This is a genomic window from Paenirhizobium naphthalenivorans (assembly GCF_007992095.1).
Taxonomy (GTDB): Bacteria; Pseudomonadota; Alphaproteobacteria; order Rhizobiales; family Rhizobiaceae; genus Allorhizobium; species Allorhizobium naphthalenivorans.
In genome coordinates this window covers 56,200-77,737 of the sequence record NZ_BJZP01000008.1, presented here as the reverse complement: position 1 = coordinate 77,737, position 21,538 = coordinate 56,200, and the positions used below count along the sequence as shown (strand labels likewise).

Annotated in this window: 25 protein-coding genes; 11 read left to right on the top strand and 14 right to left on the bottom strand. The window is 61.8% G+C overall.

Annotation, left to right across the window (positions count from 1 at the left end):
* Positions 1-102: 102 nt before the first annotated feature.
* Positions 103-861, bottom strand: a complete 759-nt coding sequence (locus tag RNA01_RS10255) for a L,D-transpeptidase (RefSeq protein WP_147180105.1) — start codon at positions 859-861, stop codon at positions 103-105.
* 213 nt (positions 862-1,074) lie between these two features.
* On the opposite strand from RNA01_RS10255, the gene RNA01_RS10250 reads away from it, so the two are divergent.
* Complete coding sequence (locus tag RNA01_RS10250) at positions 1,075-1,704, top strand: DNA-3-methyladenine glycosylase I (RefSeq protein ID WP_147180218.1); 630 nt, start codon at positions 1,075-1,077, stop codon at positions 1,702-1,704.
* A gap of 9 nt (positions 1,705-1,713) precedes the next feature.
* Here RNA01_RS10250 and RNA01_RS10245 read toward each other — a convergent pair whose 3' ends face one another.
* The 3 genes from RNA01_RS10245 to RNA01_RS10235 form a co-directional block, all read right to left on the bottom strand.
* Entirely contained in the window at positions 1,714-2,382 is a 669-nt protein-coding gene (locus RNA01_RS10245; protein ID WP_147180104.1) for a DNA-3-methyladenine glycosylase I, read from the bottom strand.
* A 14-nt stretch (positions 2,383-2,396) separates the two neighbouring features.
* Positions 2,397-3,104, bottom strand: a complete 708-nt coding sequence (locus RNA01_RS10240; protein ID WP_147180103.1) for an HAD family hydrolase — start codon at positions 3,102-3,104, stop codon at positions 2,397-2,399.
* A 73-nt stretch (positions 3,105-3,177) separates the two neighbouring features.
* Entirely contained in the window at positions 3,178-4,185 is a 1,008-nt protein-coding gene (locus RNA01_RS10235; protein ID WP_147180102.1) for a YeiH family protein, read from the bottom strand.
* Positions 4,186-4,289: 104 nt separating this feature from the next.
* Between RNA01_RS10235 and RNA01_RS10230 the strand changes: the two genes are divergently transcribed.
* Positions 4,290-5,195, top strand: a complete 906-nt coding sequence (locus RNA01_RS10230) for a LysR family transcriptional regulator (protein WP_147180101.1) — start codon at positions 4,290-4,292, stop codon at positions 5,193-5,195.
* Between the two features lie 19 nt (positions 5,196-5,214).
* Here the strand turns inward: RNA01_RS10230 and copM are convergent, their stop codons facing one another.
* The 4 genes from copM to RNA01_RS24330 all read right to left on the bottom strand — a co-directional run bounded on the left by copM (position 5,215) and on the right by RNA01_RS24330 (position 7,052).
* Positions 5,215-5,595: a CopM family metallochaperone gene (gene copM / locus RNA01_RS10225; protein WP_147180100.1), complete on the bottom strand. Its 381-nt coding sequence runs from the start codon at positions 5,593-5,595 to the stop codon at positions 5,215-5,217.
* A 72-nt stretch (positions 5,596-5,667) separates the two neighbouring features.
* Positions 5,668-6,081 (bottom strand): hypothetical protein, encoded by a 414-nt coding sequence (locus RNA01_RS10220; protein WP_147180099.1) that lies wholly within the window; start codon positions 6,079-6,081, stop codon positions 5,668-5,670.
* A gap of 77 nt (positions 6,082-6,158) precedes the next feature.
* Positions 6,159-6,917 (bottom strand): hypothetical protein, encoded by a 759-nt coding sequence (locus RNA01_RS10215; protein WP_147180098.1) that lies wholly within the window; start codon positions 6,915-6,917, stop codon positions 6,159-6,161.
* A 3-nt stretch (positions 6,918-6,920) separates the two neighbouring features.
* The gene (locus RNA01_RS24330) at positions 6,921-7,052 is read right to left on the bottom strand and encodes a type II toxin-antitoxin system RelE family toxin (RefSeq protein ID WP_268906691.1); all 132 of its coding nucleotides are present in this window, start codon (positions 7,050-7,052) and stop codon (positions 6,921-6,923) included.
* A gap of 206 nt (positions 7,053-7,258) precedes the next feature.
* Here RNA01_RS24330 and hisS point away from each other — a divergent pair, with 206 nt between their 5' ends.
* The 3 genes from hisS to hisG all read left to right on the top strand — a co-directional run bounded on the left by hisS (position 7,259) and on the right by hisG (position 10,842).
* A complete protein-coding gene (gene hisS, locus RNA01_RS10210) occupies positions 7,259-8,785 on the top strand; it encodes a histidine--tRNA ligase (protein ID WP_147180217.1) in 1,527 nt (508 codons plus the stop codon).
* A gap of 243 nt (positions 8,786-9,028) precedes the next feature.
* The gene (locus tag RNA01_RS10205) at positions 9,029-10,150 is read left to right on the top strand and encodes an ATP phosphoribosyltransferase regulatory subunit (protein WP_147180097.1); all 1,122 of its coding nucleotides are present in this window, start codon (positions 9,029-9,031) and stop codon (positions 10,148-10,150) included.
* Entirely contained in the window at positions 10,147-10,842 is a 696-nt protein-coding gene (hisG, locus tag RNA01_RS10200) for an ATP phosphoribosyltransferase (protein WP_147180096.1), read from the top strand. The genes RNA01_RS10205 and hisG overlap by 4 nt, the downstream gene beginning before the upstream one ends.
* Before the next feature lie 82 nt (positions 10,843-10,924).
* Here the strand turns inward: hisG and RNA01_RS10195 are convergent, their stop codons facing one another.
* The 6 genes from RNA01_RS10195 to RNA01_RS10170 all read right to left on the bottom strand — a co-directional run bounded on the left by RNA01_RS10195 (position 10,925) and on the right by RNA01_RS10170 (position 16,387).
* Positions 10,925-11,671, bottom strand: coding sequence for a phytochelatin synthase family protein (locus RNA01_RS10195; protein WP_147180095.1), 747 nt, complete (start codon positions 11,669-11,671; stop codon positions 10,925-10,927).
* 123 nt (positions 11,672-11,794) lie between these two features.
* Positions 11,795-12,238 (bottom strand): DoxX family protein, encoded by a 444-nt coding sequence (locus RNA01_RS10190; RefSeq protein ID WP_147180093.1) that lies wholly within the window; start codon positions 12,236-12,238, stop codon positions 11,795-11,797.
* A 191-nt stretch (positions 12,239-12,429) separates the two neighbouring features.
* A complete protein-coding gene (locus RNA01_RS10185; RefSeq protein WP_147180091.1) occupies positions 12,430-12,882 on the bottom strand; it encodes a hypothetical protein in 453 nt (150 codons plus the stop codon).
* 902 nt (positions 12,883-13,784) lie between these two features.
* A complete protein-coding gene (gene groL, locus RNA01_RS10180; RefSeq protein ID WP_147180089.1) occupies positions 13,785-15,428 on the bottom strand; it encodes a chaperonin GroEL in 1,644 nt (547 codons plus the stop codon).
* Positions 15,429-15,494: 66 nt separating this feature from the next.
* Positions 15,495-15,791, bottom strand: a complete 297-nt coding sequence (groES, locus tag RNA01_RS10175; protein ID WP_147180087.1) for a co-chaperone GroES — start codon at positions 15,789-15,791, stop codon at positions 15,495-15,497.
* Between the two features lie 212 nt (positions 15,792-16,003).
* Positions 16,004-16,387 carry an antibiotic biosynthesis monooxygenase family protein gene (locus tag RNA01_RS10170; protein WP_147180085.1) on the bottom strand — a complete coding sequence of 128 codons (384 nt, stop codon included), beginning with the start codon at positions 16,385-16,387 and terminating at the stop codon, positions 16,004-16,006.
* A gap of 55 nt (positions 16,388-16,442) precedes the next feature.
* Here RNA01_RS10170 and soxR point away from each other — a divergent pair, with 55 nt between their 5' ends.
* The 6 genes from soxR (at position 16,443) to RNA01_RS10140 (ending at position 21,362) form a co-directional block, all read left to right on the top strand.
* The gene (soxR, locus tag RNA01_RS10165; RefSeq protein ID WP_170253408.1) at positions 16,443-16,922 is read left to right on the top strand and encodes a redox-sensitive transcriptional activator SoxR; all 480 of its coding nucleotides are present in this window, start codon (positions 16,443-16,445) and stop codon (positions 16,920-16,922) included.
* Between the two features lie 51 nt (positions 16,923-16,973).
* The gene (gene chrA, locus RNA01_RS10160) at positions 16,974-18,353 is read left to right on the top strand and encodes a chromate efflux transporter (protein WP_174824544.1); all 1,380 of its coding nucleotides are present in this window, start codon (positions 16,974-16,976) and stop codon (positions 18,351-18,353) included.
* A gap of 105 nt (positions 18,354-18,458) precedes the next feature.
* Positions 18,459-19,310: a TIGR01459 family HAD-type hydrolase gene (locus tag RNA01_RS10155; protein ID WP_147180082.1), complete on the top strand. Its 852-nt coding sequence runs from the start codon at positions 18,459-18,461 to the stop codon at positions 19,308-19,310.
* 13 nt (positions 19,311-19,323) lie between these two features.
* Positions 19,324-20,304 (top strand): bifunctional riboflavin kinase/FAD synthetase, encoded by a 981-nt coding sequence (locus RNA01_RS10150; RefSeq protein WP_147180080.1) that lies wholly within the window; start codon positions 19,324-19,326, stop codon positions 20,302-20,304.
* A gap of 183 nt (positions 20,305-20,487) precedes the next feature.
* The gene (locus RNA01_RS10145; protein WP_147180078.1) at positions 20,488-20,904 is read left to right on the top strand and encodes a YeeE/YedE family protein; all 417 of its coding nucleotides are present in this window, start codon (positions 20,488-20,490) and stop codon (positions 20,902-20,904) included.
* 14 nt (positions 20,905-20,918) lie between these two features.
* Complete coding sequence (locus RNA01_RS10140; RefSeq protein ID WP_147180076.1) at positions 20,919-21,362, top strand: YeeE/YedE family protein; 444 nt, start codon at positions 20,919-20,921, stop codon at positions 21,360-21,362.
* Positions 21,363-21,538 lie beyond the last annotated feature (176 nt).

Below are 21,538 nucleotides of genomic sequence, written 5' to 3'. Positions count from 1 at the left end.
CTAGCCAACTCCCATGCCGATGCAAGTCCTTAAGCATCGTCTCATTAAAATTTAATGGAGGCCGGACCGAGACTTGGTCCGGCCAAGAAGAACCACGTGGCTCTACATGACAATCACGCTGGTGCCGACATTGACGCGCTCGTAAAGGTCAACGACGTCTTCATTGCGCATGCGGATGCACCCGGATGAAACGCCGTTGCCGATCGTCCAAGGGGCGTTGGTGCCGTGGATGCGGTAGAGCGTCGAACCGAGATACATGGCGCGTGCGCCGAGCGGATTTTCCGGACCACCGTCCATGCGGGCGGGGAGGTAGTGGCCTTTGGCCGCCTCGCGGGTGATCATCTCGGCTGGCGGCGTCCAGCTGGGCCATTCCTTCTTGGCGGTGATCTTGTGCTGGCCGGCCCATTCGAAACCTGGCTTGCCGACGCCAACGCCGTAGCGCCGCGCCTGACCGTTGCCGGTCACCAGATAGAGGAAGCGGTTGTTGGTGTCGATGACGATGGTTCCTGGCTTCTGCGGGGTGTCGTAGGCCACCATTTGCGGCAGGAAGGCCGGGTCGAGCTGGGTGCGCACCGGCTTGTTCGGCCGCACGGCCGCCGGCTGGACAAGCGTGGTGCGCGGCGCGCGGCGCTGTACCTGGCGCTGATAGGTGCGAACCTGTGGCTGCGCGGCGCGCGGCGCATAGACGACCGGTCGTTGCTGGGCGCCGCCGAGCTGCATCACCCAGGGGGCGGAGAGATCGGGGCTGACTATGACCGGCGGGCGGCTCTGATAGCGATCGCCCGCATGAGCGGGCTGAACGGCGGGCAGTGTGACGGAAAGGCCGACAAGCGTGGCCAGGAAAATGGACTTATCGAACATCGGACAACTCTCTACATGGGACCGAAGAAGCAAGCCTTGTCAGGCTGTCGTTCCGATCGTGCCAGCGTCGTCGCGACAATTGGTAAACGGCGGTTGATGAAAATGCCGCGGAGCCCGTGAACCTTTCATCAGGGTTAGCGGCGCGTTTGGAAAAACAGTGAACAAATGGTAAACATGGTAAACGACGTTCAGCTGACGAAGGAATCACCACGCATGGAAACGACAGGCCTGATTACAGGGGAGGACGGACTGGAGCGTTGCTTCTGGCATGGTGGCCTCGAAGACTATCGTCGCTACCACGACGAGGAATGGGGCAGGCCCGTCACCGACGATCGCCGCTTGTTCGAGAAGATCTGCCTGGAGGGGTTCCAGTCAGGCCTCTCCTGGCTGACGATCCTGCGCAAGCGCGAGAATTTCCGCGCGGCCTTCGCCGGCTTCGATTTCCACAAGGTCGCTCAGTTCGACGATGACGACATCGCCCGCTGTCTCGCCGATGCCGGCATCGTCCGGCATCGCGGCAAGATTGTCTCGACCATCAACAATGCGCGTCGTGCCATCGATATCCAGGCCGAGTTCGGTTCGCTCGCCCGCTATTTCTGGGGCTTCGAGCCACAATCGGACGAGCGCCCGGCTCGCATTGATCTGGCGACGCTAAGGGCTAATCCGACCTCGCCGACCTCCGTGCGCCTGTCGAAGGACCTGAAGAAACGCGGTTGGTCCTTCGTTGGCCCGACCACCGTTTATGCCTTCATGCAGGCCATGGGCCTGGTCAACGACCATATCGAGGGCTGTTGCTGTCGCGAGCCGCTGGAGGTTCAGCGGGCGCAGTTCGTTCGTCCGTGATGATGCCGTTCAGTCGATGCTGATCGCCAGCACCCGGCTGATCTCGGTCAGCGAGCGGCCGGATTGCGCGCGCCAGCCGTTGAAGGCGGTCTGAGCCGCAGCCTTGTCCTTTGCCGAGGAGGGCGTCTTGTCCACCACGCCCTCGGCGATCAGGCGATTCACCACGCCTTGCGACAGGATGAAACCGTCGATGCCGGCAAAGCGTAGGAAATACTGGCCTGTGTTCCCTCCGAGCCGTGAGCCGCGCTTCTTGATAATGTCGAGGAGCCCGAAATAGTCGTCCGCCGGCCAGTCGGCGAAGAAGCGGGCGGGGCTGCCGTATTCGCGCGCCAGATCCGACAGGAAGACCGCGTTTTGCTGAACGGAGCGGATCTTCGGGCCATGCCGGACAATGCGCGTATCGGAGACCAGCCGTTCGAAATCCTCGTCATGGAGCATGGCGCAGCGCGCGATGTTGAAGCCGTCGAACACCGCCTCGAAGCCCAGCCACATGGCTTCCACGACCTTCCAGTTGAAGCCGGACTGGAAAATGCACTTGGTCATCAATGACAGAAGACGGTCGTCCGGTGTCGCGGCGATCTCGTCCCTTGCCTTCGGAAACTGCAGTGCGGCTTCCACCGCGCCATCACCGCCCTTCCGGTCGGCGGCAATCTTCCAGATTTCATCGAATGATCGCATTTCTGTTCCCTGTGCTACCGGCCGATTTCGCGGATCAGTGGAAGGAGTTCGCCAAGGTTGGCGATCTCGCGGAAGCGTGGAGCCTCCGCCGGCTTTTCCACCTGCTCCAGCACCCAGGTTAGCTCATGCGGCACGAACACACCCCAAGCTCCGGCGGCGATCGCGGGCACGATGTCGGATTTCAACGAATTGCCGATCATCATCGCTCGTTCCGGCCCGTCGCCGGCCTTGCCGAAGATGCGACGATAGGTGGTGGCCGATTTGTCCGAGACGATCTCCACCGCGTCGAAATAGTCGCCGAGCCCTGACTGGGCCAGCTTTCGCTCCTGATCGAACAGATCGCCCTTGGTGATCAGCACCAGGTAGTAGTCGCCTGCCAACGTCTCCAGAACATCGCGGGCATGGGGCATGGTCTCGACCGGGTGGCGGAGAAGGTCCCGGCCGATCGACAGGATCTGGCCGATCACCTCTGTCGGGACCCGGCCCTCGGTCACATCCAGCGCGGTCTCGATCATCGACAGCGTGAAGCCCTTGATGCCGAAGCCGTAGTGGGAAAGATTGCGCTTCTCTGCCTCCAGTAGCCGCTGCGAGATCTGCTCGCCTTCGGCGAAATCCGCAAGCAGCCCGCGGAAATGCTCTTCCGTCAGGCGGTAGAACTGTTCGTTTTGCCAGAGTGTGTCGTCGGCGTCGAAGCCGATCACGGCAAGGGGTCGCGTGTTCATGCAGGTCTCTCTATTGCCAGATGAATGATGTAAAATAGCGCCTTATCTTGGCAATGGCGAGGCTAGGTGATGATCACGCCACGCCGATCAGCGTGATCATGGTCATGCTGAGGCAACCGAGCGCGAGAAGCGAGGCGAGCGCTGCCAGGACCACCCGCCCGCCCGCCTGCCTGAGGCTGCGCACGTCGACGGAGAGGCCCAGCCCTGCCATGGCCACGGTGGTCAGCAGGCTCGAGGTTGCGGAGAGCAGCGCAAGCGGCGCGGGTGTAATGAGGTCGGCTGATCGCAGCGCCGCCATGATGGCAAAGCCGACGATGAACCAGGGCAAGACATGAGTTATGGACACGCGCCGGCCGCCAAGGCCGCGTGCGATGCCGACGATGAACAACAGCGGACCGAGCATCAGCACGCGGGTGAGCTTGACCAGCGTCCCGGTTTGCAGGCTGACAAGCCCGATCGGTGCCGTCGCCGCCAGAACCTGCGGTACGGCATAGACCGTCAGCCCGGCAAACACCCCGTATTGAACCGCTGAGAGATGGGCGGCGATGCTCATTAGAGGCATGGTCAGCACGGCGACCACGCCGAGCACGGCGGTAAAGGCGATCGACGCGGCCACGTCCTCGGCGCTGGCTCCGATCACCGGCGCCGATGCGGCGATCGCGGAGTTTCCGCAGATCGAATTGCCGAAGGCAATGAGAAAGGCGAGCTTCGGCTTAAGACCGAGCAGGCGGCCGAGGGAAAAACTGGTCGCAATAGACAGAAGCACGACCACGCCAATACCCGCCACGAGCTGCGGCCCGGCCTCGCGAATGGCCGTGAAGCTTATCGAGGCGCCAAGGGCGACGATCGCGCATTCCAGCAGAAAATGTGCCGACAGATTGATACCGGGGGTGAAGGCGGGCGAAAGCCTGAACCCGGAGCGCAGCGCCGTGCCGAGAAGAATGGCAAAGACCAGGCTTTCGATCGGACGGGTGTCGAATACCGCAAGTTCGGCCTTTTCGACAAGCAAGGCGGCGGTTGCGACCGTGACGGACAGGGCAAGGCCGGGAAGATATGAGAGCAAGCGAGATGAGGAGATCATGAAGACGGAGACCAGTTGATGACCGGGCTGTTGTCGCGCGTGTAACTCTCGACTTCCATCGCATAATTCCGTATGAATTATTCGATAAAAACGAATGGTTTGCCATGACGTTCGAACAGCTTTCCATCTTCGTCGCCGTTGCCGAGCGTGAGCACCTGACGCGCGCCGCGGCTGCGATCGGTCTGACGCCGTCCGCGGTCAGCGCCGCCATCCGCAATCTCGAGGCCTATTATCGGGTGGCGCTGTTTCATCGTGTCGGACGCCGCATCGAATTGACGGCCGAGGGGCGGCTTTTCCTCGACGAGGCGCGTGCGACCCTTGCCCGGGCGCGGGCTGCCGAACTGATGCTGTCGGAACTGGGCGGACTGTCGCGCGGCCGGATCGGCATCCATGCCAGCCAGACGGTGGCAAGCTATTGGCTGCCGCCGGTGCTGATGCGTTTTCATGCCAACTATCCGGGCATCGAACTCGCTCTGACGATCGGCAACACCCGCTCGGTCGCGCAGGCCGTAAGCCAGGGCGAGGCCGACGTCGGTTTCATCGAGGGAGTGATCAATGACCCCGCGCTCGCGGTCGCCAAGGTGGCAGACGATGCTCTTCTGGTCGTGACCGCAGCGGACCATCCGTTTGCCGACGGGCGGCCCCTGTCGCCGCGTCAACTGATCGAGGAGAGCGGCTGGGTGATGCGCGAGGAGGGATCGGGTACCCGTTCGACGTTCGAGGAGACCCTGCGGCGTCTGGGCGAGGATCCCGCACGCTTGCGCACCGTGCTGACGCTGCCATCCAATGAGGCGGTGCTCTCGGCCGTTGTTGCCGGTCGTTGCGCTGCCGTCGTGTCCGGGATGGCGGCTGCCGGTCGGCTTCACGACGGCGACGTCGTCGCGGCGAACTTCGCCTTGCCTGCACGGCAGTTTTCCATCCTGCGGCACAAGGAACGCCGCCCAAGCCAGGCGGCGTCCATGCTGGAAAAAATGAGCCGGGAGGTCTTGCCGGGGAAGAACGAGCCCTAGCTTTCCCGGTTGAGGAAAATCACTTGCCGTGCTTGGCCAGCCATTCTTTCATCATAGCGATCTCGCCTTCCTGGGCCTTGATCACCCCTTCGGCGAGTTTGCGGATGTCCGGATCCTTGCCGTATTGCAGTTCGATCCGCGCCATGTCGATCGCACCTTGATGATGGGGGATCATGCCGCGCACGAAGTCCGCATCGGTATCGCCGGAATATTCGATCGCCATGTCGGTGTGCATCTTGCCATTGACCGCCGCGAAGGCGTGGCTCGAGGGGGACTGGTCGCCGACCGGCTGGCTCATGTCCATTGTTGCTGTATGGCCTTCGTGGCTGCTGCTGTCCTCGGCTGAGGCGGTGGTGGCGATAAGAACGGCGCAAGCTGTAAAGAGTGCTTTGGTGAGCATTGTGCTTCCTTTGTCTATCAGACGGAATTGAGAGCTCGGCGCAAAGGCGCCGCAGGTTTGAAATCGGGTTCGTCAGACGCGGGGAGGGGGATCGAGCGGCGCAGCCGGCCAGGAGGTGAAGACGACCATGATCGTCTGCGCCTCGGCGGCGCGCGCCTGTCTGCCGAAAGTCGCAATGCGAAGATCGGCCGCCAAGGTCAGGCAGGCGGCGCAATGCAGCGCCCGATCAGACTTGCCGGACAACTTGCCGGTTGACAAGTCGGTATGCGGGCAATCGGCGTCTGACGAAACGGTATCCATCGGCACCTTTTCCACGGCTTGCTTCGCATGGCCGGGCATGGTCTGACCGGTTTCCACCACCTCTGCGACCATGTTCGCCACGGCCCCGCCTGGACCGGCCGGAGTCACCGCCGCCATGCCGGCAAAGGGCATGGCGGCATAGGTCAGAGCGGCAAGCGCGAGAAAAGTGCGGACGAGCAATTTCATGACGCCGAAGGTAAGCGGGCTTTTGTCGAAAGCAAGGCCGGTCTCGATTTCGTGATCTGCGCTCTGTCCGGCAGGGTTCAGGCCGCAATCACCCGATGTACGACCCGGTAATCCTTGCTCTCTTCGCCGAGCGGCGCGACCGGCCACAGCCATTCCGCGCAATGTTCGGGGACCGCCACGCCATGCAGCAGGTCGAAGCGCTCGTGGACCTTGCCGGTGCGATCGATCACCTCGTAGGCAATATCGGTCAACAGGCAGATGTCGGCCGCAAGATTGCCCAGGCCGGCCAGATGGGCGCGGATCAGGCGCGCCACTGTATCGTCCGGCATTGTGCTTTGGTTCGCATCCCGTTCCAGCCGCTTGCTTGCCCCCATGCCGATCTGCGACAGCAGATTGGCCGAGACGACGAAGTCGAGATAGGGCAGCTGTCGCAGAAAGCCGAGCGGATCGGGCTCCTTGCCGGCCGCAAGGTCCGCGTAGCCGGAAAGGTCACGCTCGATCAGCCGAATGTTCTTAAGGCGCTTTCGGGCCAGCCAGCTCCGAACGCTGGCAAGATGCACCAGATCGAACAGAACCACGGTGTCGAAAGCGCGCGAAAGCTCGATGATCGGCACGTCGCGCAGCAGGCCGGAACCAAGCACGACGGCGGTGCGCCGCTGCTTGAGCCCGGCTACCGCCGCAAGTACTGCCGCCTTGCAGTTTTCCTCGTGCGTCCGCCAGTCGCTGGAACAGCGGGCGGCCCGCGACCAGAGATTGACCGAATAGCGGATGAAAGGGCGATGACCGGGCGTGGTCAGTGGCCAGCTGGCGGCATAATTCAGGGCTTCGAGGATCATGGACTACCGGTAGACTTGCGAGTACTGGTCGATCTCTATGATGAGCACGACCAGCTTATGATCGTGGATATCGCAGATGATCCGGTTGTCGCCAAGCCGGTAACGCCAATACTGGTCGAGCCTCGAACCCTGCAAGCCGTCCGCAATCTGTTTTGGGCCTTTGAGACGTGCCTATTTCTCTTCAAATAGGCCGGCTCTTTGTTTTCATCCCCGAATATGCCACTCGCCACGACCACTTTCCGGCATTGGGCACCCCTTCGCTGTCTCTCGGCTCTTGTCGCCAAATCCTTGATCCTCTAAGACACCGGCACTTGAAAACGATGGAATCCGGTGCCCGCATCATGAGCGAAAAGAACAAGAAGCCGCAAAAACTCAAAGCCCGCCTGCCGCGCGGCTTCGTTGATCGCGAAGCGGCCGACATTCGCGCTGTCAACGAGATGACTGCGAAGATCCGCGAGGTCTACGAGCGCTATGGCTTCGATCCGGTCGAAACGCCGCTGTTTGAATATACCGACGCGCTGGGAAAATTCCTGCCTGATGCCGATCGGCCGAACGAGGGTGTGTTCTCGCTGCTGGACGATGATGAGCAGTGGATGTCGCTGCGCTATGACCTGACTGCGCCGCTCGCTCGCCATGTCGCTGAGAATTTCAACGAGATCCAGCTGCCCTATCGCACCTACCGCGCCGGCTATGTCTTCCGCAACGAGAAGCCCGGCCCCGGCCGTTTCCGCCAGTTCATGCAGTTCGATGCCGATAGCGTCGGCGCCCCCGGCGTCCAGTCGGATGCCGAAATGTGCATGATGATGGCCGATACCATGGAAGCCCTCGGCATCAAGCGCGGTGATTATGTGATCCGCGTCAACAACCGCAAGGTTTTGGATGGCGTGATGGAAGCGATCGGCGTCGGCGGCGATGAGAACTTTGCTCGCCGCTTGACCGTGCTGCGCGCCATCGACAAGCTCGACAAGTTCGGGACGGAAGGCGTGACGCTCTTGCTTGGCGAGGGCCGCAAGGACGAGTCTGGCGACTTCACCAAGGGAGCCGGCCTCAATGCGGAGCAAATCGAAAAGGTCCTCTTCTTCGTCGGCATCACCGATTACGTCGAAAGCGCGGTGCATCTGGCCGAACTGGTCGCAGGTACCGAGAAGGGTGTTGAAGGCGTCGACGAACTGAACACCATCCGCAGCTTGGTCATGGGAGCGGGCTATGGTCCGGATCGCATCAAGATCGATCCGTCTGTCGTTCGCGGCCTCGAATACTATACCGGCCCCGTCTACGAAGCCGAACTCACCTTCGACGTCACCAATGAGAAGGGCGAGAAGGTCGTCTTCGGTTCGGTCGGCGGCGGTGGGCGTTATGACGGGCTCGTCTCGCGCTTCATGGGCCAGCCGGTTCCGGCCACGGGCTTCTCGATCGGTGTCTCGCGCCTGATGACGGCTCTGAAGAACCTCGGCAAGCTCGGCGCGGACGAAGTCCTGGCGCCGGTGCTGGTCACCGTCATGGACGGCGATGTCGAGAGCATGGGCCGCTACCAGCGCTTCACCCAGGCACTGCGCAACGAGGGCATCCGCGCCGAAATGTATCAGGGCAATTGGAAGAAGTTCGGCAACCAGCTGAAATATGCCGACCGCCGCGGCTCACCGATTGCCATCATCCAGGGCGGCGACGAGCGTGCGCAAGGGGTGGTGCAGATCAAGGACCTGATCGAGGGCAAGCGGCTGTCGGGTGAGATCTCCGACAATGCCGAATGGCGCGAGGCCCGCGTCGCGCAGGAGGTGGTGTCGGAAGCAGACCTGGTCGCCAAGGTCAGGGAAATCCTTGCCGCCCAGGCCGAGGACCGTCGCCGGGCGAAGCAGGCCGATGTCTGAGTTCTTGGGCTATCTCCTCCCCACCCCTCCGCACAAGGGGGAGAGGTCAGGTCGGAGCCTGCCGCAAGCCGCAGCGATGCGGCCACTGCCCGCTATCGCACGTGCGCCAGGCGCAACAGGAAAAACACCACGTCTCAAGGCTTCCATGCACGCGAGCGGATACGGCATTTCGTCGCCCCGCTTGTGGGGGAGATGGCTGGCGGGTCAGAGGGGACGTGCCTTCAGCATGGAGGGAGTCTTCCCATGCCATTGATCAATATGCCGGATTTTGCCGGCATGCTTCTCGATGAGTTTGCCGCGCGCTCGACTGTGCGCGTCGACACGCCTGTCATCCAGCCGGCAGAGCCCTTTCTCGACATGGCGGGTGAAGACCTGCGCCGTCGCATTTTCATGACCGAGAACGAGCGCGGCGAAAGCCTTTGCCTCAGGCCAGAATTCACCATTCCTGTCTGTCTGCGCCATATCGAGACCGCGACCGGTACGCCGAAGCGCTATGCCTATCTCGGCGAGGTCTTTCGCCAGCGCCGCGATGGCGCCAATGAGTTCTACCAGGCCGGCATCGAGGATCTCGGCGATACCGGCATTGCCAGCGCAGATGCCCGCGCCATCGGTGATGCCTGCGCCGTCCTTGCCCGCCTGCTGCCGGGAAAACCGCTGGCGGTGACACTCGGCGATCAGGCGGTGTTCGAAGCCGTGGTCAAGGCGCTCGGCTTGCCGGCAGGCTGGCAAAAGCGCCTGATTCAGGCCTTCGGTAATTCCGAGCAGCTCGACCAGTTGCTGAAGAAACTCGCAAGCCCCAACCATGTCCAGGGGTTTGACCCGATGGTGACGGCGCTGCTTGCTTCCGGCGACGATAGGGCGCTGATCGCCCACCTCGACGACACCATGCAGGCGACCGGCTATTCGACCAATGCCAGCCGTTCGCCAAGAGAGATCGCCACGCGCCTCAAAGAGAAGCTGGAACTGGCCGAGACTCGTCTTGATGGCGCAGCTCTTCTTTTGCTGCGCGAGTTCCTCTCGCTCGAATTACCCTTGTCGGAAGCTTCGGCCGCACTGTCCGGCTTTGCCGACGCGGCGGGCCTGCGGCTCGGCCCGGCCTTGTCGCGTTTCGACGAGCGGGTTGCGGCGCTTGCCAATCTCGGCCTCGACCTTGGCCGGATCAACTATCGCGCCGCCTTCGGCCGTCCGCTCGACTATTATACCGGCCTCGTCTTCGAGATCGGGATAGCCGAGGAGCCGGCAGTTCTGGCCGGCGGCGGTCGTTTCGACCGGCTGTTGACGCTGTTGGGCGCCGAAGATCATATACCGGCCGTCGGCTTTTCGCTCTGGCTCGATCGTATCGAAACCGCGAGGGCGGCAAAATGACCATCACCATCGGGTTGCCCTCCAAAGGCCGGATGAAGGACGACGCATCGGCCATTTTCGAAAAGGCCGGCATGAAGATCGTCGCCGTCGGCAACGACCGCTCCTATCGTGGTCGCGTCGAAGGTGCCGATGACATCGAGATCGCTTTTCTCTCGGCCTCTGAAATCTCGCGGGAAATCGGCGCCGGCACCGTCGATTTCGGCGTCACCGGCGAGGACCTGATCCGCGAGGGGCTGGCGGAAGCCGACAGCCGTGTCGAGATCTGCGCCCGTCTCGGCTTCGGCCATGCAGACGTGGTTGTCGCCGTGCCGGAGATCTGGCTTGACGTTGACAGCATGGCCGATCTCGGCGATGTGGCTGCCGATTTCCGTGCCCGCCATGGTCGCCGGCTGGCGATCGCCACCAAATACTGGCGCCTCACCCAGCAGTTTTTCTCACGTCAGCACGGCATTCAGCTCTACCGCATCGTCGAAAGTCTCGGCGCGACGGAAGGGGCCCCGGCTGCCGGCCAGGCAGACATCATCGTCGACATCACCTCGACCGGCTCGACGCTCAAGGCCAACCATCTGAAGATCCTGTCCGATGGCGTGATCCTGCGCTCCGAGGCCTGCCTGGTACGGGCCCGCAAGGCCGAGCATGAGGGCAATGCCGCCGTGGCAAGAATCATAGAAGCGGTTCGCGCCATCCTTTGATCCTTGGGCGGGGAGGGCGAGGCCCGGCTTGTTCTTGGGAAGGGTTGCCCGCGTTCGCATCAGGCAACCCCGCTCGTCCAGCTCAGCTCTTGGTGATGCGTACCCAGCCGCCGGTCTCGCCGGCGAGCACGCCCTGGTCGGCAGGTGCCGGGCGCTGGAAGGCCTTGAACAGCGTTTCGGTCTTGGTCCAGTAAGGTACATACCATTCGCGGTCGACATCCATGATCAGGACCCGATCGGTCGCCGCGTCATAGGCGCCGATTGGCGAGACATGCGGCCCGTCCCAGTCGCCGGTGACGACACCCTGGTTGAAGTAGATCAGCACCATGTCCTTGGCCGAGGTTTCGTTTTCAACCAGCATCGCCCGGAAAGCCTCAAGCGTTGCGGCCTTGTCCTTGGTCGGCTGTGCCGCCGTTACCTCGGCCTTGATGTCGAATGCCTTCAGGCTTTGCGCTGTGTCCGCGACCAGGTCGGCGAAGGTGACGCCGTCGCCCTCTTCTGCCGCCTGCTCGGCCCAGCGCTTATCCTTGGTCGCTTCGAGAAGGTTGTTCTGCGTCACCAGCGTGTTTTCAGATAGCGCCGGCAGTCCGCGCATGGTGTTAACGGCAATCGTGATCGAGGCCAGCGAGCAGGCGGAAGAGGTTTGCTGGTGGATGTAATAGGGAGAGATTGCCCAGTAGTCGGGCGCTGCGGCTGTGCTGAGGTAAGCGTGGTCCGTGGTGATCGGAATAGCTTCCGGGCCAAGCTTCGGCTTGGCGACGTCTTCGGCCGCGGCAACGCCCGCGAGCAGGGAAAGCGATAGGGATGTAAAAAGGGCTTTCAGTATCATCACAGCTGTCTCCCGTGTTGTTCAGCCGCAGCACTATGTCACAACGGAAAGACGATACAAATAAAAGCCGCCGGATCGCTCCGGCGGCTTTCTCTATCCGTACGATGAAGGGCAGGGACTACCTCAGGCTGCGACGGCGGCACCGCGGCGGGCGTCGAGCGAGTAGGCGCCCGGGCCGAAGGTGGCGAGCAGGATGTAGGCGCCGGCCAGCGTGATGTTCTTCATCATCATGATCTGGTTCAGCGTGTTGATCCAACCGAGCGCACCTTCCGGCCAGCCCTCGATGGCAACGGTGCCCGAATGGAACACGAGACCGGTGAAGACACAGAAGAGAGCGAGCAGCCAGCCGGCGATCTTGGTCTGGAAGCCGACGAGAACGAACAGGCCGGCGACGAATTCGAACAGGCCGGCGAGATAGGCAAGCGCAGTCGCGGCGGGCAGGCCGGCACCGGTGATCATGCCGGCTGTGCCGGCCGGGTCGATCAGCTTGCCGAAGCCGGAATAGATGAAAATGAAGGAGAGAAGGACGCGGGCGATAAGGATGAGGGCATTGTTGCTGTTGGACATGTTCGGCTCCTGGGGCACGGGCGACCGGAGTGGCGCGTGCCTTGCTGTTTGATTTCCTGGAGCGGTTGTTTCATGTCTTGATTGTCGGCGATAGGCGGACAATCTTTGACTGATCGTTCGCTAAAGAGAAACGATGAGGGCGAGCGGATACACCTTTGCCGTCCTTGTGGTCGACCTTTGGAAGGATTGAATCAGGAGTAGGCGCGAACGGTCGCCGGGGCGACCAGCCTGAAGCGCGGGAAGACGAAAATGCCGAGCATGCGTCCGGCACACGACTGTTCCAGTCCATCGGACTCGCCGATGCAGAAAACGGGCTGGCGATGGCCATTCGATAGGCTGATCGTCGTGGAATAGCAGAAGTGCGAGGACGCGGTTGCCGCCTGTTCGAAAAGCTCGAGAATATGAGAGCGGTCATTGGGATCGTAGCAGCGCATCATGCTGAGAAGACCGCACTCCGGGTTGTTGAGCCCATGCAGCTGGGTTGCCCGTTCGCCAAGTTTGATTACACCATTGGATAGGTCACCGACCCAGCCCTCCGAAACGGAGAACTGAGCGGAAACACTGCTCTCGCGGTCTTCACGCTCACGCTCGGGAAAACCCATGCTGAACGGTGCTGAAAGGCTGGCTCTGGCAATCTTAAACAAGGCTGTCCCCAGGCATTTGCCGATTTACGCGTATTGCTCTCGGATCAGTTTCAATTTCGGCCGCGTGAAAGCGCCCGTCGATTTCATTCTTTTCGCGATCGAACAAGCCACATGTCCGTCACAGACGCCTGCGGCTCGTAAGGTGCGCGAAGTATTATAAACTAATCATAAACGCATGCTGTAGAGTAGGCGCTTCGCGCATAGGTTACAACCACCCCGTTCCCCGTCGTATCTGGCTCGTCGGCCAGTTACCAATGGTGGCGCCACCCCCGTAGCCTCCACCATGGAATTTCAATTCTGTATCGCAGCGTTATAAATATTTCACGCCGTCCGCAATGCGATTTTTTACCTTTGCGTGTATTTTTTGAACATCGCACATATTCGCTTTTTTGCCTGCCTTACCCCCTATCGAAGTAGGGGATTCGGCACTGTTAGCATGCAAACCCGAATATGAGGAGGCTTCATTCGTTGGCCGCGCGTTACAAAACTGGCTATTGCGATACCTCTCTGAGCAGGTCATCCATCTGATGGCGGGCGGATAAAGAGTGCGCTGAAACGCGCTTCTGTCGGTGACGCCGGGATGGCGAGCGATATTGCAGGTTTCATTAATATGTCCGAATGTGAGTAGAAACGAAAGGTCGGAAGTGACGTGGGGTTGTATGAAGCCGTTGTGACGGGAGGACCCCGATCGGCTTGTCGGCGATGCATCTGTCGAATCGCACAAAGCAAAAAGGGCGGTCCGAAGACCGCCCTTTCCGTAACCGTTTGGGTCCGTGTGGCAGGCTTTCGCCTATCACATCACGCCACCCGTGCCGCCAGTTCAGCGCGCTTGACGCGCTGAACCCCTTATAGGCATGGGTGAAGCTCTAGGGGTTTTATTCAGTAATAAGGCAGTCGCCTTATTACATCATGCCACCCATGCCGCCCATGCCGCCCATGTCAGGCATGCCGCCGCCGGCCGATTCCTTCTTCGGAAGTTCGGCGATCATGGCTTCGGTGGTGACCAGCAGGCCGGCAACCGAAGCTGCGTCCTGCAGGGCGGTGCGAACGACCTTGACCGGGTCGATGATGCCCATGGCGATCATGTCGCCATATTCGCTGGTCTGAGCGTTGTAGCCGAAGTTTTCCTGGTCCTTGTCGAGGATCTTGCCGACAACGATGGAGGCTTCGTCACCAGCGTTCTCTGCGATCTGACGGCAAGGAGCCTGCAGGGCGCGGCGAACGATGTTGATGCCGGCTTCCTGGTCCTGGTTGGCACCCTTGACGGTGATCTTGACCGAGGAACGCAGCAGGGCGATACCACCGCCCGGTACGATGCCTTCCTGAACAGCAGCGCGCGTCGCGTTCAGGGCGTCGTCGATGCGGTCCTTCTTTTCCTTCACTTCGATTTCCGTCGAGCCGCCAACGCGGATCACGGCAACACCGCCAGCGAGCTTGGCAAGACGTTCCTGCAGCTTTTCGCGGTCGTAGTCGGAAGTGGTTTCCTCGATCTGAGCCTTGATCTGGGCAACGCGGCCTTCGATGTCGGACTTCTGGCCAGCACCATCAACGATAGTGGTGTTTTCCTTGGTGATCGAGACCTTCTTGGCGCGGCCGAGCATGTCGAGCGTAACCGTTTCGAGCTTGATGCCGAGGTCTTCGGAAATGACGGTGCCGCCCGTGAGGATGGCGATGTCTTCCAGCATGGCCTTGCGGCGATCGCCGAAGCCCGGAGCCTTGACGGCAGCAATCTTCAGGCCGCCACGCAGCTTGTTGACGACGAGCGTTGCAAGAGCTTCGCCTTCGACGTCTTCAGCGATGATGACGAGCGGCTTGCCGGTCTGAACGACAGCTTCAAGAACCGGCAGCATGGCCTGGAGGTTCGAGAGCTTCTTTTCGTGAAGGAGGATGTATGCGTCTTCGAGGTCCGCAACCATCTTTTCCGGGTTGGTCACGAAGTAAGGCGACAGGTAACCGCGGTCGAACTGCATGCCTTCAACGACTTCGAGTTCGGTTTCGGCGGTCTTGGCTTCTTCGACGGTGATGACGCCTTCATTGCCGACCTTCTGCATGGCTTCAGCAATGTCGAGGCCGATCTGACGCTCGCCGTTTGCCGAGATCGTGCCGACCTGTGCGACTTCTTCCGAAGTGTTGATCTTCTTGGCCTTGGCCTGGAGATCCTTGACGACTTCCGCAACAGCGAGGTCGATACCGCGCTTCAGGTCCATCGGGTTCATGCCGGCAGCAACTGCCTTGGCGCCTTCGCGAACGATGGCCTGGGCGAGAACCGTTGCGGTGGTGGTGCCGTCGCCGGCGATGTCGTTGGTCTTCGAAGCAACTTCGCGGACCATCTGGGCGCCCATGTTTTCGAACTTGTCTTCGAGTTCGATTTCCTTGGCGACCGATACGCCGTCCTTGGTGATGCGCGGAGCGCCGAAGGACTTGTCGATGATGACGTTACGACCCTTCGGGCCAAGCGTAACCTTCACAGCGTCTGCGAGGATGTCGACGCCGCGCAGCATCTTTTCGCGCGCGGTGCGGCCGAATTTGATTTCTTTAGCTGCCATTTTCAAAACTCCCGGGCATCAGCCCTTTGGTGAATTGTTGATTTCGGGAAGGGTAAACCGGCTCAATCAGCCGATAACGCCCATGATGTCGGCTTCCTTCATGATCAGAAGGTCTACGCCGTCGAGCTTGACTTCGGTGCCCGACCACTTGCCGAACAGAACGCGGTCGCCGACCTTGACGTCGAGCGGAACGATCTTGCCGTGGTCGTCGCGAACGCCGGAGCCGACAGCGATGATTTCGCCTTCAGCCGGCTTTTCCTTGGCGGTATCGGGAATGATGATGCCGCCCTTGGTCTTTTCTTCGGACTCGACGCGCTTGACTACAACGCGGTCGTGAAGCGGACGGAAATTGGTGCTTGCCATTGTCTAATCCCTCGATCAAATGACACGGGCGGGTCCGCAAAGGACCCGTGTGGATATTATTAGCACTCCCCTCGGGCGAGTGCTAGCAGGTTGGAGATAAGGACGGGCCATGGGCGAGTCAAGCGCGGGCTCGAAAAAAGATCGCCACTCCTGACGGATGGCGATCATGTTTGCGAGACGGGCTGGCGGTCACTGGATCCGAGGCCTGTGGCTCACCGCTCCATAGGCCGGAAGACTCCGAAAATACCTGTTATGCCGCGCTCGGCCATGAATGCGGCGGGATCGAAACCCGACTTGGCATAGAAAGCGCTAACGGCGGATTTTGCCGCGTCCAACGCCTGGCGGTCGCGCCACTCGATGATGGTGGCAATCTTAACCATCTTGTCATTTTCATCCGCCGACAGGACCACGCGATTATAGAGGCAGCCGGGCAGGGTGTCGAAATAGCCGTGAATTATGGCCAGTCGGTCCTCGAAGACGGACTGGTGCGCCATAGGGCATGCGAATGTGTCTATCCTGAAGATGCTGGAAGCCGATCGCGCCGCCATGGCCTCTTGGGCGGTCGTGTCGATCTGGTGCTGCAATGTTGCGCTCATCCGGGAATTCCTTTGCTGGTTGCCGATGGACGCCCAGGAATGTAGAACCTCAACAATGGTTGAGATCAAGCGCAAAGATTTGGAAACCCCGGCTCGAGCTGGAACGATCGCGTCGCTCAGCGTCGGCGAGGTGGCGGAACGCGCCGGCGTGGCGGTTTCGGCCCTGCATTTCTACGAGCGCGAGGGGCTGATCCGCAGCTGGCGCAGTGCGGGAAACCAGCGCCGCTATCCGCGCGGCGTGCTGCGCCGCGTCGCCCTCATCAAGACCGCGCAGCGCCTGGGCTTGCCGCTTGCGCGGATCGCCGAGGCCTTGGCGACACTTCCCGCCGACCGGCCGCCGACTGCGGCTGACTGGCGGCGCCTGTCTGCCAGCTGGCGCGATGATCTCAATGCGCGGATCGCCAGCATGGCGGCGCTGCGTGACCAGCTCGACACCTGCATCGGCTGTGGCTGTCTGTCTCTTGATGCCTGTCCCCTTCGCAATCCTGATGACGACTTGCGCCATACTGGCGCTGGGCCGCGCCTTTTGCCTTGATTCGTTTGGGCATTTGTCGTTTTGGTGGCGCGCCGGATCAGGGAGCAGCATGTGACGACCGATGAACAGGAAACCATCCAACAGCCGAGCTTCGGCGAATTACTGTCCGCTTTCCTGCGCATAGGTCTCCTCAGCTTCGGCGGGCCGGCGGCCCAGATCGCGCTGATGCACCGCATATGCGTCGATGAAAGGCGTTGGGTTTCCGAGGCGCGGTTCCTGCACGCGTTGAACTTCTGCATGCTGCTGCCCGGCCCGGAGGCGCAGCAGCTCGCCACCTATATCGGCTGGCTCACGAACGGCGTGCGCGGCGGCATTGCGGCGGGCCTGCTCTTCGTTCTGCCCGGGCTTGCCGTCATTCTCGGACTTTCCGCCCTCTATGCCCATTATCATGATCTTGGTTGGGTCGCCGGCCTGTTCTTCGGGGTGAAGGCGGCCATTCTGGCGATTGTGGTCGAGGCGGTTGTGCGCATCGGCCGCCGTGCCTTGACGACGCGCTTCCACCGCATCGTCGCCTTTGCCGCCTTCGTCGCCCTGTTCGTCTTTTCGCTACCCTTTCCCCTTGTCGTGCTTTTTGCCGGTGTCGCGGGCCTGGCCGAGGCGCTGGCCGCGGCCCACCACGGGCAACCCGCTGCCATCGGCTTGGACGAAGGGGCGGATTTGGGCGAGGTGCCACGTCGACCGCTTGTCCGTTCTCTTGTCACACTCGCGTTCTGGCTTGTCGTCTGGCAGGCGCCGATCCTCGGCCTCTGGCTGCTCTCCGGCGCGAGTGGCCTTGCCGAGATCTTTTCCTTCTTTTCCCGCATGGCACTCGTCACCTTCGGCGGCGCCTATGCGGTGCTCGCCTATGTCGCGCAGGTGGCGGTTGAGCAGTATCACTGGCTGAAACCCGGCGAGATGCTCGACGGGCTGGCGCTGGCCGAGACCACGCCCGGGCCGCTGGTACTGGTGCTCTCCTATGTCGGTTTCCTCGCCGGCTTTCGTGATGCCGGCGGCATGCCGCCCTTCCTCGGTGGAATTTTCGGCGGACTGCTTGCCGCCTGGGCGACCTTCGTGCCGAGTTTCGTGTGGATATTTGCCGGTGCGCCCTATGTCGAGCGGTTGCGCGGCAATCGTATGATCACGGCCGCGCTCTCGACAATCACTGCGGCTGTAGTCGGCGTTATTCTCAATCTTGCCGTCTGGTTCGCCCTGCATGTGCTGTTCGCCAAGGTCGACCGATGGACTATCTGGCCGTCCCCCCGAGAAGGTGTGGATGAGACGGCCCCGTTCTTTTCCTTCTCCCTGCCGCTGCCCGACCCGACGGCACTCGATCCGGCAGCCCTGGGGCTGGCCGTGCTCTCGGCTGTGATGATCTTCGTGCTGAAGCAGGGAATGGGCCGCACCCTGATTGCCGCGGCGGGCCTCGGGCTCCTTTACCGACTACTGCGCTGAGCCTCCGCCTCCTGCCAAATTTCCGCTGGAAGCCGCAAAGGCCCTTGCCTTCCCGGCATTCCTTTGCAATGTCAGCCCTGCATTTACTACAGTCAGGATCAGCGAATGGCCGAGCGCATTTCCACCTTGAGCGATGTCACCGAACGTTATGACGTCATCCTCTGCGACGTCTGGGGCGTACTGCACAACGGCATCGATGCCTTCCCGGCCGCCTCCGAGGCGCTGACGGCGGCACGTGCGGCGGGCGTGACGGTCGTGCTGATCACCAATTCGCCGCGTCGCTCGCAGGATGTCATCAGCCAGCTTCGCATGATCGGCGTCGCCGATACGGCCTATGACCGGATCGTCACCTCGGGCGACGTCACCCGTACGCTGATCGCCGCCGGCCCGAAGAAGGTCTTCTTCCTCGGCCCCGATCGCGACCTCAACCTGCTCGACGGCCTTGACGTCGTGCGCGTCAGTGCGGAAGAGGCCGAGGCTATCGTCTGCACCGGCTTCTTCGACGACGAGACGGAAGTGCCGGAAGATTATCACGACATGCTGACGGTTTTTGCCGCCCGGAAGGCGCCGCTGATCTGCGCCAATCCCGACCTGATTGTCGAGCGCGGCAGCCGGATGATTCCCTGCGCCGGGGCGGTTGCCGCCTATTACCAGCAGCTTGGCGGTGAAACCCGCATCGCCGGCAAGCCACACGCGCCGATCTATGCAGCCTCGCTTGCGGCAGCCAGCGATCATCGCCACGCCGAGCCGGGTAAGGGCCGTGTGCTGGCGATCGGTGACGGCATGCCGACCGACGTGCGTGGTGCGCTCAATGCAGGTCTCGACCTGCTTTACATCTCCGGTGGCATCCACGCCGCCGAATACACGGTCAACGGCCGGCCGGACGAGGCCATCCTCAACGCTTACCTGAAGCGCGAGAACGCCGAGCCGCAATACTGGATGCAGAGGCTCGCCTGATCGGGGCATAGGGATGACGGTTTTTCATCGCAACGAGAAGAAGAATCCGCTGCCGGAGAAGCTGAAGGGCGGCGTGATCGCCATCGGCAATTTCGACGGCGTGCATCGCGGCCACCAGACTGTGCTCAAGCGGGCGCTCGATCTGGCGAAGACCCGGGGCGTTCCCGCCCTCGTGCTGACCTTCGAGCCGCATCCGCGTACCGTATTCAATCCTGACAAGCCGGTCTTTCGCCTGACCCCGGCACCACTTCGCGCCCACCTGCTCGAGGCTATGGGCTTTCATTCGGTGATCGAATATCCGTTCGACCGTGAATTTGCCGGCCGCTCGGCGCAGGAGTTCGTCGACTCCATTCTGGTCGATTGGCTCGGCGCGACAGAAGTCGTCACCGGCTTTGACTTCCATTTCGGCAAAGGCCGCGAGGGCGGTCCGGCCTATCTCATGGAGGCCGGCAGGCGGCATGGGTTCGGCGTGACACTGGTCGACGCCTTCCGCGACGAGGGCGCTGATGTCGTCTCGTCGAGCCGCATCCGCCGCCTGCTGGGCGAGGGCGATGTGGCGCAGGCCGCGGGCCTGCTCGGCTACCGTTTCACCATTGAGGCTGAAGTGATCAAGGGGCAGCAACTCGGCCGCACGCTCGGCTATCCGACTGCCAACATGGCGCTTGCTCCGGAGGCCGAGCTGAAGCCGGGTATCTATGCCGTGAAGCTGCGCCGTGCCGACGGCAGCCTCCACAACGGCGTCGCAAGCTTCGGCCATCGCCCGACCGTGACCGAGGACGGTGCGGCCCTGCTGGAGACCTTCGTCTTCGATTTTTCCGGCGATCTCTATGGCGAGACGTGTCGGGTGTCCTTCTTCGGTCATCTGCGGGACGAGTTGAAGTTTGCCGGATTGGAGCCGCTGGTTGCCCAGATCCGCCAGGACGAAGACGAGGCGAGGGCTCTTCTTTCGGGTGTCAAACCGCTCGGTGCGCTGGACGTCAAGATCGCTTTCTGAGCGCGACCCTGCCGGCCGAGGCGCCGCCTTTGTTCGCCGCAGCGTGATAGTGCGCAAAAGCGTTTCCCGGTTGTGTCCGCAAATATAATGTCTTTGCTATATCTCAGGCGGGCGGCGCTGTAGATTGCGACCAAGCCCCGCCTCCGCTATGGGCGGGCAGTCGCACCGTTTCAGGAAGCCCGCATGACCCAATTCACGCCACTACTCTCCTTTGCCGGAGGCGCGCTCATCGGCCTTGCCGCCGTCCTGCTGATGGCTTTCTGGGGCAGGATCGCCGGCATGTCGGCTATCGTCATCGGCGTTTTTCCGCCATTGTCGGCCGATTGGGCCTGGCGCGCGGCCTTTCTTGTTGGCGCGATCGGTGCCCCGGCGCTTCTGGCGCTTTCCGGCTACGAGGCCAGCTTTTCCGTGCCGATCTCGCTCGGTGCCCTGATCGTCGGTGGTCTCGTCACCGGCCTGGGTGTGACCTTTGGTTCCGGCTGTACTTCGGGTCACGGTGTCTGCGGCATGGCGCGGCTTTCGCCTCGATCCATCGCCGCGACCGCAAGCTTCATGGCGGGTGCTTTCGTCACCGTCTACCTCATCCGTCACGTGTTCTGAGAAGGTCTGATCCGATGAAATATCTGAGCGCAGTCGCCATTGGCGCCATCTTCGGTATCGGCATCGTGCTGGCCGGCATGGCCGATCCGGCCAAGGTGATGAACTTTTTTGACATCGCCGGCACCTGGGACCCGAGCCTGGCCTTCGTCATGGCGGGGGCGCTGCTCGTCACCGCGCCGGGTTATGTCCTGATCCAGCGCCGCCGTCAGCGACCGGTCTTCGACACCATGTTTCACATCCCGGCCAAGGGTCGCATCGACGCGCGGCTGATCGGTGGCTCGGTGCTGTTCGGCATCGGCTGGGGCATTGCCGGCTTCTGCCCCGGTGGCTCCATCCCGGCGCTGGGGCTCGGCCACCATGAGGCCTATATCTTCCTTGCCGCGCTGGTGACGGGCATGTTGACCGCCCGTTGGTTCCTCAAGGCCAATGTCTTCGGTTTGGCTGTGCGCGCTACCTGATCATTTGCCGCGCCGGCCCCTTCCTTTTCGTGCCAAAAACGCTTAAACAACCGCCACAATGACTAGGTTTCGGCTGACCATATCCCTTCGAATTATTGGCCCGGCCTTCCGCGCGCTTTGAAAGCTGCCGGAGGGTCCGGGTTCTTGGCGCTTGTGATAGCGCTCTCCGTCACCGC